This window comes from Lentzea sp. NPDC102401, assembly GCF_044765805.1.
Taxonomy (GTDB): Bacteria; Actinomycetota; Actinomycetes; order Mycobacteriales; family Pseudonocardiaceae; genus Lentzea; species Lentzea sokolovensis.
The window spans coordinates 198,754-212,149 of sequence record NZ_JBIWKS010000005.1; the positions used below are offsets into that span (position 1 = coordinate 198,754).

The 13,396-nt window shown below is 69.8% G+C and carries 9 protein-coding genes and 3 pseudogenes; 10 read left to right on the plus strand and 2 right to left on the minus strand.

Annotated elements, in window-relative coordinates; genetic code table 11:
* Nucleotides 1-72 precede the first annotated feature (72 nt).
* The 4 genes and pseudogenes from ACIRG5_RS19940 to ACIRG5_RS19955 all read left to right on the plus strand — a co-directional run bounded on the left by ACIRG5_RS19940 (nucleotide 73) and on the right by ACIRG5_RS19955 (nucleotide 4,320).
* Complete coding sequence (locus ACIRG5_RS19940; protein ID WP_402906537.1) at nucleotides 73-1,329, plus strand: sensor histidine kinase; 1,257 nt, start codon at nucleotides 73-75, stop codon at nucleotides 1,327-1,329.
* Nucleotides 1,326-1,973, plus strand: coding sequence for a response regulator (locus ACIRG5_RS19945; RefSeq protein ID WP_402906539.1), 648 nt, complete (start codon nucleotides 1,326-1,328; stop codon nucleotides 1,971-1,973). Before ACIRG5_RS19940 ends, ACIRG5_RS19945 begins: the two co-directional genes overlap by 4 nt.
* A 121-nt stretch (nucleotides 1,974-2,094) precedes the next feature.
* A pseudogene (locus ACIRG5_RS19950) lies at nucleotides 2,095-2,466 on the plus strand (leucine zipper domain-containing protein); the annotation flags it as partial.
* A gap of 198 nt (nucleotides 2,467-2,664) precedes the next feature.
* Nucleotides 2,665-4,320, plus strand: coding sequence for a PucR family transcriptional regulator (locus ACIRG5_RS19955; protein ID WP_402906540.1), 1,656 nt, complete (start codon nucleotides 2,665-2,667; stop codon nucleotides 4,318-4,320).
* Here ACIRG5_RS19955 and ACIRG5_RS19960 read toward each other — a convergent pair.
* A pseudogene (locus ACIRG5_RS19960) lies at nucleotides 4,301-5,080 on the minus strand (LysR family transcriptional regulator); the annotation flags it as partial. The gene ACIRG5_RS19955 and the pseudogene ACIRG5_RS19960 overlap by 20 nt on opposite strands.
* 69 nt (nucleotides 5,081-5,149) lie before the next feature.
* Between ACIRG5_RS19960 and ACIRG5_RS19965 the strand changes: the two are divergent.
* Nucleotides 5,150-5,740 carry a short chain dehydrogenase gene (locus ACIRG5_RS19965; RefSeq protein WP_402906542.1) on the plus strand — a complete coding sequence of 197 codons (591 nt, stop codon included), beginning with the start codon at nucleotides 5,150-5,152 and terminating at the stop codon, nucleotides 5,738-5,740.
* On the opposite strand, the gene ACIRG5_RS19970 is transcribed toward ACIRG5_RS19965, so the two are convergent.
* On the minus strand, nucleotides 5,728-6,309 hold the full coding sequence (locus ACIRG5_RS19970) for a TetR/AcrR family transcriptional regulator (protein ID WP_402906544.1): 582 nt from the start codon (nucleotides 6,307-6,309) through the stop codon (nucleotides 5,728-5,730). The two genes, ACIRG5_RS19965 and ACIRG5_RS19970, sit on opposite strands and share 13 nt — an antisense overlap.
* Before the next feature lie 103 nt (nucleotides 6,310-6,412).
* Here ACIRG5_RS19970 and ACIRG5_RS19975 point away from each other — a divergent pair, with 103 nt between their 5' ends.
* From ACIRG5_RS19975 to ACIRG5_RS19995, 5 genes and pseudogenes are all read left to right on the plus strand, one after another.
* Nucleotides 6,413-7,936, plus strand: a complete 1,524-nt coding sequence (locus ACIRG5_RS19975; RefSeq protein ID WP_402907085.1) for an MDR family MFS transporter — start codon at nucleotides 6,413-6,415, stop codon at nucleotides 7,934-7,936.
* Between the two features lie 13 nt (nucleotides 7,937-7,949).
* Nucleotides 7,950-8,435, plus strand: a complete 486-nt coding sequence (locus ACIRG5_RS19980; protein ID WP_402906546.1) for a universal stress protein — start codon at nucleotides 7,950-7,952, stop codon at nucleotides 8,433-8,435.
* Between the two features lie 404 nt (nucleotides 8,436-8,839).
* Nucleotides 8,840-9,697: pseudogene (locus ACIRG5_RS19985) on the plus strand (glycoside hydrolase family 27 protein); the annotation flags it as partial.
* A 60-nt stretch (nucleotides 9,698-9,757) separates the two neighbouring features.
* Nucleotides 9,758-10,813: a hypothetical protein gene (locus ACIRG5_RS19990; RefSeq protein WP_402907087.1), complete on the plus strand. Its 1,056-nt coding sequence runs from the start codon at nucleotides 9,758-9,760 to the stop codon at nucleotides 10,811-10,813.
* 25 nt (nucleotides 10,814-10,838) lie between these two features.
* Nucleotides 10,839-13,139, plus strand: a complete 2,301-nt coding sequence (locus tag ACIRG5_RS19995) for a glycosyl hydrolase family 95 catalytic domain-containing protein (RefSeq protein WP_402906548.1) — start codon at nucleotides 10,839-10,841, stop codon at nucleotides 13,137-13,139.
* Nucleotides 13,140-13,396: the final 257 nt, after the last annotated feature.

The following is a 13,396-nucleotide window of genomic DNA, read 5'->3' on the forward strand; positions in this document are numbered from 1 at the left end:
ACCTGAGCCACACCAGCAGCGGATACACTCGGCAACCCTGTCCTCAGTGGATCATTCATCCAAGGGGTTGCCGTGTCCGACCGCGGGCCCACCGACTCGCCGCCGTCGGCACACGGGAGCTGGTACGCCCTGCGCCACGTCCAGCACCTGGTGTTCTTCATCGTCGTCGGCGCCGCACTGGTCCGGCTCGCCAGTCTGAACCTCGCACTGTGCTGGGAGATCGTGACCGTCAGCGCGGTACTTGCCGTGGTGTACGCGGCAGGCCTGGCTCTGTGGCTCCGGATGGGCGCGTTCGCCCGGCACGCCTGGATCGCGGCCCTGATCCTGCTGTGGGCGGTCCTCGTCGGGCTCACTCCGCCGTTCCTGACCGTTGCGTATGTCTGGTGTGCCGTGCCGCTGGCGTGTGCGGTTCTGCATGCGCTCGGTCGCCGTGGAGCCATGATCGCGGTAGCCGCGATCACTGTCGTGCTGGTTGGTCAACTGGCCATGGCCGCCGGTCGGTTCGACGCCGAGATCGTGCTGGTACCCGTGGCCGCTGTCTGGGGCACGGTGGCCTTGTACCGGGCGCAGCAGCGGGATGCCGCAGAGCGCCAGCGCCTCGTGGAGGAGTTGCGCGGCACGCGGGACGTGCTCGCGCAGGAGCAGCGCCGGGCCGGCGTTCTCGAGGAACGCACGCGCATCGCCCGAGACCTGCACGACACGCTTGCCCAGGAACTGTCCGGCAGCGTGATGCTGTTGCAGGCGGCCGAGCGGAGCTGGGAAGAGCGGCCGGACGCGGCGCGTGTCCGTGTTCGCATGGCTGCCGACAACCTGAGCGCGGGTCTCGCCGAAACCCGGCGGATGATCACGGACCTCACTCCGTCCGCCGTCTCCGAGGTCGGCCTGGCGGGCGCGCTGCACCTGCTGTGCGCCCGCGCGCAACAAGACGAAATCGCGGAGCGTGTGCAGTTCCGCTCGGCCGGATCTCCCGATCCCGACATCGGCGAGCAGGTCACCACCACCTTGTTCCGCGTGGCGCAGAGCGCGCTGGCCAACGTCCGTGAACACGCCCACGCCACCACCGTGACGGTGACCCTGCACCACCACCCGGATCACGTCGAACTGGAGGTGTGCGACGACGGTGTCGGATTCGATCATGCTCACCTCGGCGATGTGTCCCGTTCAAGCCGGGGCCTGGGCCTTCCGTCCGCCCAGGCGAGGCTTCGCGAGCACAGCGGTGCTCTCGACGTCGACAGCGCTCCGGGCCGGGGGACGCGGATCCGGGCCACCCTCCCGATTCGCCGGCTGTCCGGACCAATCGTGCCGATGAACTCTTCAGCGGTCTCATGACAACCTCTCCGTTGCGGTTGCTGATCGCCGACGACCACGCGGTCGTACGGGCCGGACTGCGGGCGCTGCTCGACGGTGAGCCTGACTTCGACGTGGTCGCGGAGGCGGGCAGTGGAGAGGAGGCCGTCCTCCTCGCCGTCGGCCTGGCGCCCGATGTCGTGCTGATGGATCTGCGGTTCGTGGGCACGGACGCCGGCATCGACGGAGTCGAGGCAGTTCGCCGGCTGACTGCCGAGGCCCCCGGCACAGTGGTGGTGATGCTGACCAGTTACTCCGGACATGCCGACGTCGTACGCGCGCTGGAGGCCGGCGCGCGCGGCTACGTGCTCAAGGCGGGTCCGCCCGAAGAACTGTTCCAAGCTGTGCGCGCCGCAGCCGCAGGCGGCATGGGACTCGCGGCGGAGGTCGTTGAACATCTCGTCGGCCGCGTGATCAGTCCTTCGCCCGGGGTGACGGAACGGGAAAGAGAAGTCGTCCGGTTGATGGCCGATGGTCACAGCAACCGCTCTATCGCGCAGTCCCTCTATCTCAGTGAGGCGACCGTCAAGACGCATCTCGTGCGCATCTACCGGAAACTGGGTGTCGACAACCGGGCCGCGGCAGTCTCCGAAGCGGTGCGCCGGGGGTTGCTCGAACTCATGTAGCTGTACTGCCTTGAGAGGTTGCGAACGGTCCGGCACACAGTCGGATGATCTTGGATTGAGGGAGGGCCTCCGGGTTCGGTGTGGATTGCGACATCTGCACCGGCTAGCCAGGAGGCCCTCGATTGCTCACGCCAACGCGCCGTTGTCCGAGCTGGGCAGGCTGCGCCTGGCCCGGTGTGTCGTCGAGGACGGCTGGCCGCTGAGGCGGGCCGCCGAGAGGTTCCAGGTGTCGGTCAGTACCGCGCAACGCTGGGCCGGCCGCTATCGCGAGCTCGGCGCCGCGGGCATGGCCAACCGGTCCTCACGTCCGTTGTCGAGCCCACGTCGGACTCCGACCCGGACTGAGCGGCGGATCATCAAGGTCCGGCTGGCGCGGCGGTGGGGATCGGCGTGGATTGCGTATCCGCTGGGGCTGGTGCCCTCGACCGTGCACCGGGCACCAGCGCCGCTGGGAAGTGGACGGCGGGTGGTCCTGGACCGCGGAAGGACCAGACGAAGCCTGGTGATCACCTGGGCGTCGCGAACGTGTTCGTCACCCGTGCTCCCACACTGCTCCCGATCCGCGCGAACACTCGGACACCCGGAGCCACTGAAGGGCACCTGACCAGCCTGAACACGCTGGTGCGCCAGTAGACTCCCATCGTTGAACACTTGATGGACTCCTCTGTAGACGGTTGGCAGGGTGGTGGACATGAGTCCGCGAACAGGCCTCGCCCGCGTGCTGGACGACCTCGGCACCACGCTGATCGACCTCGTGCGTGGTGATCCGAGCCGTGCCACCGACGTGGGCGGGGTGGTGATCCACGACCCCGACGACGACCAAGCGCTGCCGCCGTCCGCACTCGTGCTGGGTGTCGGCGTGCGGGATCCGGCGGAGATCCTCGGGCTGCTTCCCGGGGCCGCGGCGCTCGTCGTGCGCGGCCCGGTCGTGGTCACGGACGAGATCGCCCAGGCCGTCGACCGGTCCGGCGTCGTCCTGCTCGGCCTGGCGCCGGGCGCGTCGTGGACGCAGCTCGCCGCGATGCTGCGGTCGTTGCTGGCCGAAGGCGAGGTCGACCCGTCCGAAACGCTCGGCGGCGTGCCGGCCGGGGACCTGTTCGCCCTGGCCAACGCGGTGGCGTCGCTGATCAGCGCCCCGGTGACGATCGAGGACCGCAGCTCGCGGGTGCTCGCGTTCTCGGGGCGCCAGGACGAGGCTGACTCGTCGCGCGTCGAGACGATCCTGGGCAGGAAGGTCCCGGTGCGCTACACGCGGATGCTGGAGGAGCGCGGGGTGTTCCAGCGGCTCTACCGCAGCGACCAGGCCGTCTACATCGAGGGGCTGCTCGCCGACGACGGCTCGCTGTGCCTGCCCCGCCTCGCCGTGGCGGTGCGCGCGGGCGACGAGTTCCTCGGCTCGATCTGGGCCGCCGTGCGCGAGCCGCTGTCCCCGGACCGCTCCGCCGCGTTCGGCGACGCGGCCAAGCTCGTGGCGTTGCACATGATGCGTCAGCGCGCGGGCGCCGACGTCGAACGCCGGTTGCGCGCGGACCTGGTCTCGACCGCCGTCGAAGGAGGTCAGGGGGCCGCGGAGGCGGTGCGCCGGCTCGGGCTGGCCGACCAGGCGTGCGTGGTGCTGGCGCTGGCGCTGGCCCACTCGCACGGCGACGACCCGGCCGCGCACGCCCGATTGCTGGCCGAACGGCAGCAGGTCGCCGACGCGCTCGCGATGCACCTGACGGCCGTGCACCCGCGCGCCGCGGCCGCGTTGATCGGCGACGTCGCCTACGCGATCATGCCCGCCGAGTCGGAGGACCGGGCGCTGCGGATCGCCACGGACTTCCGCAACCGCATCGGGCACCACGTGCTGGTGGGCGTCGGCGAGGTGTCCGACGGCCTGACGCTGTCGCGGTCCCGGGCCGGTGCCGATCTCGTGCTGCGCGTGTTGCGGGCCGGGCGGGCCACGCTCGCGGTGGCGCGAGTGTCCGATGTGCACAGTGAGGGGTTGTTGCTGGAGCTGTCGGACCTGATCGCCGAACGCGGCGACACGCTGACCGGGCCCGTCGCGCGGTTGATCGCTTACGACCGCAAGCACAGCGGCAACCTCGTGGAGACGCTCGGCGCGTGGCTCGACGCCTTCGGTGACGTCGCCACCGCCTCAGCCGCCGTTTTCGTGCACCCCAACACGTTCCGCTATCGGCTGCGGCGGTTGTCGGAGGTCGGGGAGATCGACCTCAGCGATCCGGACGCGCGGTTCGCGGCGATGCTGCAGCTGCGGCTGTGGCGGCCAGACGGCGCCGCGCCAGTGCGACGAACGTCCCGGTCGACGGATGCGCCGCCGGTGACGGCCACGCCAGGCGGACGGTGATCGGCTCGGCGTCGGCCAGCGGCAGGTAGGTGACGCCGGGGTGCGGGTTGTGGTGGCTGCTGCCGGCCGCCGTGACCCCGACCGTCGCGCCGGTCGCGATCGACGTCAGCCACTCGACGACGCCGGGCACGTCGACGGTGCGCGGGCGCGCCCCGGACGGCCAGAGATCCGCGCCGGTCGTCGCCGCCGTCTCGCACACCGCGACGCACTCGCCCGCCAGGTCGGCGAGCAGCAGGGCGTCGCGGGCCGCGAGCGGGTGGTCGTCCGCGACGGCCGCGACGCGGGGTTCGTCGAGCAACGCCACGTGGTCGATGTCCGCGCCGGCGGGTTCGGTGCGCAGGACGGCCACGTCCGCCTCACCGCGCCGCAGCGCCGCCTCCGGGTCGTCGGTGCGTCGGATGTGCACGAGCACGTCCGGGTGCTCGGCACGCCACTCCCGCAGGAACGGGATGGTGTACTCGCCGAGCGCGGCCCAGGCGAAGGTGAGCCGGAGCGGCTGGGGCCGCACGGTTTCGGCCAGCGCCGAGTCCAGCGAGGCGAGGATGCGGTGGCTGTGCTCCCACAGCCGTCGGCCTGGTTCGGTCAGAGCGACGTGACGGGTCGTGCGTTCCACCAGACGCACGCCCAGACGCCGTTCCAACTGGTCGAGCGTGCGCGAGAGAGCAGGCTGCGTGACGTGCAACTCCTGCGCGGCCGCGGTGATCGAACGATGGTCGCCGATCGAGGCTAGTGCTCGCAGGTGACGCAGCTCGACATTCATAACCGCCGATCATAAGTGCTGCACGAACGGCATTTCACTCGCGCTCGGAGCGGCCCTAGCGTCGAGGGCATGAGAATTCTGCTCGTTGGAGCGACCGGCAGGCTGGGCACCGCGGTGCACGAGGTGCTCTTCGAACGCAAGCACGACGTCGTGACCGTCTCGCGCACCGGAGGCGACCTGCAGTACGACGTGACCGACCCGGCCCAGGTGGCCGATCTCTACCAGACCGTGGGGCAGGTGGACGCCGTCGCGTCGGCCGCGGGGCACGTGCCGTTCAAGCCGTTCGGCGAGCTGACGATGGAGGACTACCAGGCCGGGCTGACCGGCAAGGTCCTGTCCCAGGTCGCCCTGGTCCGCGAAGGCCTCGCGCACGTCACCGAGTCGTTCACGCTGATCACCGGCGTGCTGGCGCGCGAACCGATCGTCACGGGTGCCGCGGCCTCGATGGTCAACGGCGCGGTGGAGTCGTTCGTGCGGGCCGCCGCCATCGAGATCGCGCCGCAGCGCATCAACGCCGTCAGCCCGACCGTCTTCACCGAGGCGCTGGACGCGTACGGCGACTACTTCCCCGGCATGAAGCCGGTGCCGCTGGCCGACGTGGCGCAGGCGTACGTCCGCTCGATCGAGGGACGGCAGACCGGGCAGGTCTACGTGCTCTGAACGCGGACGCGACCGAGCAGCCGGTCCACCAGGCCGGGCAGTCGCTGCTCGCCCGCGCCCTCCAGCCACAGCGCGATGCCGGTGCGGATCGTGGCGAGGAACGTCGCCGCCATCAGCCGGGCGATCTCCTCGTCCGGCCCGCGCAGCATCAGAACGGCGGTCAGGTCGCGTTCGAGCGCGACCTGGTCGCCTGCCTGGCGTGCGATCAGTGACGGATGCCGGCGCAGCAGCCGCAGCTGGGCCATCCACTCGACGTCCGGGAGCGGCCGGTCGCGGTAGAGCTCCGCGGTCGACGCGCGCAGGGCCTGCCAGGCCCCCTCGTGCTCCGGCCTGGCCTCGACCAGCGATACCAGTGCCCTGAACCGCTCGCGGTCGGAGTCGAGAACGGCCTCCTCCTTGCTGGCGAAGTAGTTGGAGAACGTCCTGCGCGAGACCCCCGCCGCGTCCGCGATGTCCTCGACCGTCACCCCGTCGAGACCGTGCTCCATCGCCAGCCGCAACGCCGCTCCGGCCAGCGACCGTCTGGTCTCCGCCTTCTTGTGCTCACGCCGAGTGGTGAGGGTCTCCATGGCGTTCAGCGTAGCGGGTGTAAGTTGCTCATTGCGCAAATTTGCACGACGCGCAAGAATTGCGGTGACGAAGGGGCGGGATGTGAAGATCGAGACTCAGGCGATGGGACACCGGCAGGTGCTGGAGTCGCTGTCCGGACTGCTGCTCGCGCTGTTCGTGGCCATGGTCAGCTCCACGGTGGTCTCCACCGCGCTGCCGCGGATCATCGGCTCGCTGAACGGCACGCAGACGCAGTACACCTGGGTGGTCACGGCCACCCTGCTCACGGCGACGGCCACTACCCCGCTCTGGGGCAAGCTCGCCGACCTGTTCAACAAGAAGACCTTGGTCCAGGCCGCGATCGTGATCTTCGTGATCGGCTCGCTGCTCGCGGGCTTCGCCCAGGACACCGGGCAGCTCATCGCCGCCCGCGCGTTCCAGGGCCTCGGCGTCGGCGGCCTGCAGGCGCTGGTGCAGGTCGTGATCGCGGCGATCATCCCGCCGCGCGAACGCGGCCGCTACAACGGCTACCTCGGCGCGGTCATGGCCGTCGCCACGGTCGGCGGCCCGCTGCTCGGCGGTCTGATCGTCGACGTGTCGTGGCTCGGCTGGCGCTGGTGCTTCTGGGTCGCCGTGCCGATCGCGGCGCTGGCGTTCGTCGTGCTGCAGGCGACGCTGAAGCTGGAGACCGTGCGCCGCGAGAACGTGAAGATCGACTACCTCGGCGCGACGCTGATCGCGGCCGGCGTGAGCGTGCTGCTGATCTGGGTGTCGTTCGTCGGCAACTCGTTCGACTGGCTGTCGTGGCAGACCGCGGCGATGGTCGGCGCCGGTCTGGTGCTCCTCGGCGCCGCCATCGCGGTCGAGCTGCGCGTCAAGGAACCCGTTGTGCCACTGCACATCGTGGTCCAGCGCACGCCGGCGCTGGCGATCATCGCGAGCCTCTCGGTGGGCATGGCGATGTTCGGCGGCGCGGTGTTCCTCGGCCAGTACTTCCAGATCGGCCGCGGCTACTCGCCGACAGAGGCGGGCCTGCTGACCATCCCGCTGATGGCGGGCGTGCTGCTGTCGTCCACGATCTCCGGCCGCATGATCAGCCGCACCGGCCGGATCAAGCCGTACATCGTCTCGGGCACGATCATCCTGGTGCTGGGCTTCCTCGGACTGGGCTTCGTCGACCACGCCACCGCGCTGTGGATCGTCGGCGTCGCGATGGCCGTCGTGGGCATCGGCGTCGGCATGACGATGCAGAACCTCGTGCTGGCAGTGCAGAACAGCGTCCCGCTGAGCGAACTGGGCGCCGCGAGCGCGTCCGTCACGTTCTTCCGCTCGCTGGGCGGCACGATCGGCGTCTCGGTGCTCGGCGCCGTCCTCGCCAACCGCGTCACGGCCGACCTCTCCGCCGCGCTGCACGTGCCGGCGGGCCAGTCGACCGGCAGCACCAGCGCGCTGAACCTGCAGGCCCTGCCGCCCGAGGTCCAGACGATCGTGCACACCGTCTACGGCGACGCGACGGCCCACATCTTCCTGATCTCCGCCGCCGTCGGCGTGATCGGCATCATCGCGGCACTGCTGCTCAAGCCGATCACGTTGCGCACGACGATCGATCTCGAGAAGAAGGAAGCAGACTCAGCGGTCGCGCGATAACCGAGGGGGAACCATGAGCGCCGGCCTGAACAACGCTTTCGCGTCCACAGTGGACTCCTACGGTCCCGTTCCCCTGCCGTCGTCCCGGACCATCCTGGTCGGCATCGACGGCTCCGACACCGCGATGCGCGCGACGGCCTCCGCGTTCGGCCTGGCCCGCCGCCAGGGAGCACGGCTGGTCGTCACGTTCGTGGCGTGCCACTCGTCCCTGGCGGCACTGAGCCCCGCCGTCGCCTCGGTCTTCGAGCACGAGGCGACGGCCAGGCTGCACGCCGAGCTGAGCGACCAGGTCCGGTCGTTCGCCGAGGAGCTCGACGTGCCGGTCACGTTCGTCAAGGCGTTCGGCGACCCGTGCACGGTGCTGCGCGACTCGGCGGACCAGTGCCAGGCCGACATGGTGATCGTCGGGGCGTCGCAGCAGGCGGGGCACCGGTTCGCCGGGTCGGTGGCGACGCGGCTGATCAAGCTGGGTCACTGGCCGGTTCTCGTGGTGCCCTGACCCTCACACCTCGGACGACCCGAAGCCCGCTCTCGACCACCGAGTGCGGGCTTTGTCGTGTCTACCAGCTGTTTCACCTGGAGTCAGGGGTCGCGGTGACGCGAGTTCGACTTGTCTCGTTGTCATAGGTCGGAGCACTGTACGGTACGGGCGGGCGCTGGGATCTCTAAACTTAATTTAGTATTTATTCTTGACGCGCTCGAGTGACCGAAGCATGCTTTGTCCACTCGACGACGAGAGGTACGGGTATGCCGAGAACCCTGCTGTCCGTGGCCACCATCGCCTTGGCGCTGCTGGCGCCCACGGCGGTCGCCGCCGCCGCACCGTCCACCCCGGTCGAACACGCGGGTGTCGACCAAGGCGCGCCCACCTACTACGACTCGGGCATCGCACGCACTCCGTACATGGGGTGGAACTCCTACTTCGCCGTGGGCGCGGCGTCGGAGGAGAAGGTGCTCGGGGTGGCTGACCACCTCGTCAGCAGCGGCCTCGCGAAGGCCGGCTACACCATCGTCTGGATCGACGGCGGGTGGAACGCGAGCCCGCCGCGCGACGGCAAGGGCGCGCTCGTGCCCGACCCCGCGCGGTTCCCGTCCGGGTTCACCAAGCTGGTGGACATGTTGCACGCCAAGGGTTTGAAGGCGGGCATCTACACCGACGCCGGGGCGTGGGACGGCAAGAACTGTGCCGCCGGCAGCGGTGGCGGGTACTACGAGGCGGACGCGAAGCAGTTCGCCGGGTAGAAGTTCGACGCCATCAAGATCGACTTCCTGTGCGGCATCGCGCAGAACATGGACCCGGCCGTCGCCTTCACGCAGTTCTCCGCGGCGGTGCGGAAGGCCGGGCGGAAGATGATCCTCAACCTCTGCAACCCGGTCACCGACGAGTGGGGCGTGCCGCACCGCTGGGACCAGACCGCGTACGTGGCCTACACGTACGGGCCGCGCGTCGGCGACTCGTGGCGCACCAGCACGGACGTCGCGTTCGGCACGCCGTACGAGGGCATCTGGCGCGACGTGCTGCGCAACATGGACCGCAACCTCTACCGGCCCGGCGCGCAGGGTCCCGGTCACTACAACGACCCGGACTACCTGATCCCCATGCGCAGGACGGAACAGGGCACGTACGAGCTCACCGAGGAGGAGTCGACCTCGCAGCTCGTCATGTGGTCCGTGATGGCCTCGCCGCTGATCATCGGGTCGGACCCGCGCACGCTGCCGCCGTCGATGATCGAGACGCTGAAGAACCCCGAGATCATCGCGGTCGACCAGGACCCGCTGGCCATCCAGGGCGTGCGCGTCGCCGGCTCCGACAACGTCGACGTGTACAGCAAGGTGTTGTCCGGCAAGGGCGAGCGGGCCGTCGCGGTGCTCAACCGCAACGACCGGCCCGCCGAGTTCGCGGTCAACCTCGCCGACACCGGCCTTCAGGGCAGTGTCTCGATCCGCGACCTGCGCGCCCGCGCCGACCGCGGCACGGCGACCGGCACCTACACCGTCAAGGTTCCCGCGCACGGCACGGCGTTCCTCAAGCTGCGCGGTGAGACGGCTGTTCCCGGCACCGACCTCGGCGGTGAGACCTCGGCCAGCCCGGCCCTGATCCGCTGGGACGACGACAACCTCGCCACGTTCGCGCGCGACAGGTCCGGACGCCTCACGCAGCGCTCGATGGTCAACGGTGAGTGGCGCAACTGGGTCGTGCTCGGTGGCCCGCGCAACGGCCAGATCCTCGGCCAGCCGTCGGCGTTCGCGAGCCCGGACGGCCGGATCGACCTGTTCGTCCGCGGCACCGACAACGTGGCCTACCAACGGACTTTCGCGAACGGCAAGTGGGGCACCTGGACCTCGCTCGGCGGCACGCTGACCGACTCCGTGTCGGTGGCGTTCACCGGACCGGACAGCTGGAGCCTGTTCGGCCGCGGCGCCGACGGTCGCGTGTGGACGCGCGACAGGAACAACAGCACCTGGACGTCGGTCGGTTCCCCTGGCAACCAGCAGATCTACGGCAGGCCCTCCGCCGCGACGGTCGCGAACGGCACGTTCGTCACGGTCCGGCTGCAGGACGACTCCGCCTGGTACCGCAGGCGCACCGCGAACGGCTGGTCCGCGTGGACCTCGCTGGGCGGCGTGATCAGCGGCAGCCCGACGGCGGTGGCCAACGGTGACCGCGTCAACGTCTTCGTCCGCGGCAGCGACTACACGCTGTGGCAGCAGGACCTCGTCGACGGCGCGGGCACCTGGTGGACCAAGCGCGACCAGTTCGTGAGCAACGCGCTGACCGGCGCGGTCGGCGGTGCGCCCGGTGCGAACGGATCGACCTGGGTCGCCGTGCGCGGTCCGGACAACGCCGTGCACGTGTCCAGCCTCGACGCCCGCTGATCAGCCCTCCCAACGGAGTTCAACGATGACCTCACGTCGCAACTTCCTGAAGGCCTCCGGTGCGCTGGGCCTCGGCGCACTCGTCCTGCCGACCTTCTCCGCCCACGCCGAGCCCTACCGACCCACTTCCAACCCGCTCGCCTCCAACCCCACCACCCTCTGGTACCCCGCTCCCGCCGACGAAGCGAAGATCATCGAGCAGGGGCTGCCGATCGGCAACGGCCGCCTCGGCGCGCTCGTCGGCGGTGGCGTCGAGAAGGACTTCCTGTACCTGACCGACGTCACGCTGTGGACCGGCGAGCTCAACGACACCCTGGAGGGCGACGGCCAGCTTCCGTACGACTCCCGCTTCGGCACGTTCTCGCTGCTCGCCAAGCTGTACGTCGAGGTGCCGGGTCACGCGGGCGCCACCGGCTACCGCCGCGAGCTCGACCTGAGCAACGGCCTCGTCACCACGAAGTACACCCACGGCGGCAAGCAGTACCGGCGCGAGGTCTTCTCGAGCCACCCGGACGACGTGGTGGTCGTCCGCCTCGTCGGCCCGAACCAGTCCGGCACGATCACGCTCACCGGCGCGCACGGCGAGCCGACCGCGGGCGACGCGCCGCACACCGCGGCCGTCTTCACCGGCTCGTTCCCGAACAAGCTGGCGTACAGCGGTGTCGTGACGGCGTTCAGTCCTGATGGGGCGGTCAAGGTGGACGGTGCGACCCTGTCGTTCGCCGGCTGTTCCGACCTGGTGATCGTGTTCTCCGGCGGCACGAACTACGTCCCGGACGCGGCGGCCGGCTTCATGGACCCGCTGGTGGAACCGGCGAAACTCGCGCTGCAGAAGGCCGGCGTGCGTGCCAAGGCCGATGCTCTGCTGCGCACGCACGTCGCCGACTACCGCAGGAAGTACGACCGGCAGAAGGTCGACCTCGGCCGTTCCACCGACGCCCAGCGCGCGATGGACACGTGGACCCGGTTGCAGGCAAGGGCCGCGAACCCCGCACCCGACCCGGAGCTGGAGGCGAGCTACCTCCAGTTCGGCCGCTACCTCACCATCACGAGCTCGCGCGACAACCTGCCGATCAACCTGCAGGGCCTGTGGCTGTCGAACAACAACCCCGACTGGTACAGCGACTACCACACCGACATCAACATCCAGATGAACTACTGGCTCGCGGACCGGGCCGCGTTGCCGGACACGTTCGACGCGCTCGCGAACTACTGCCTGGCGCAGCTGCCGGCGTGGACGAACACCACGCGGTCGGTGTACCAGGACGAGCGCAACCGGTTCCGCAACAGCAACAACCGCGTGGCGGGGTGGGCGGTCGCCTTCTCCACCAACATCTACGGCGGCAGCGGCTGGTGGTGGCACCCCGGCGGCAACGCGTGGCTGTGCATGTCGCTGTTCGAGCACTACGAGTACACGCTCGACCGTGACTACCTGGCCAAGATCTACCCGTTGCTCAAGGGCGCCTGCGAGTTCTGGGAGGCACGCCTGGTCGAGACGCCACAGGGCCTGGTGGACGACCACGACTGGTCGCCGGAGCACGGTCCGCAGGACACCCGCGGCAACACCTACAACCAGGAGCTGGTGCACAACCTGTTCGGCAAGTACCGGATCGCGACCGACGTGCTGCGCCGCGACCAGGCGTACGGCCGCAAGATGTCGGGCCTGCGGGACCGGCTGTACCTGCCGGTCGTCAGCCCGAAGACCGGCATGCTGCAGGAGTGGATGTCGCCGGACGACCTCGGCGAGACCACGCACCGGCACCTGTCGCCGCTCGTCGGCTTCTTCCCCGGTGACCGCGTCAACCGCGACGACTCCCCCGCCGCGCTGATCGAGGGCGTGAAGCAGCACCTGATCACCCGCGGCATGGAGAGCTTCGGTTGGGGCCTCGCGTGGCGGGCGGCGTGCTGGGCGCGGCTCAAGGACGCCGACAGGGCCTACGAGCTGGTGCAGAAGGTGATCCGGCCGTCGATCGACCACGCGAACGGCACGGCGCCGAACTTCTTCGACATGTACAGCTTCGGCGACCGTTCGATCTTCCAGATCGACGCGAACCTCGGCGCTCCGGCGGCCATGCTGGAGATGCTGCTGTACGCGCGGCCGGGCGTGATCGAACTGCTGCCCGCGCTGCCGCCGGCGTGGAGGACCGGCTCGGTCACCGGGATCGGTGCCCGAGGTGGCTTCTCGGTCGACCTGGCGTGGAAGGACGGCAAGGTCACCAGCGCGACCGTCCGCAGCGTCGGCGGCACCGAGACCGAGGTCCGCTCCGGCAAGTGGAAGAAGCGGATCAACCTGCGCAAGGGGCAGTCGGTGACGCTTCGCCCGTGACACCGCGGTTCGTGGTCACCAGTTGCCCAAGATCGGCTGGTGACCACGAACCCCCGCCGAAGTCAGCACGTGCGATGCCCGCCCTCGTGGGCGGCCATGCGGTCAGCGATGAACTGTGCTCCGAACATGACCTCGGACCTCCGGCACTCCTGAAAGCAGCGCCAACAGGGAGTCGCGCAGGCGTACCGCACCTTCGAACGAGGGCTCAGCTCGTCGAGGAGGAACGGCCGAACTTCCAGCACGAGGCGGTCGGCACT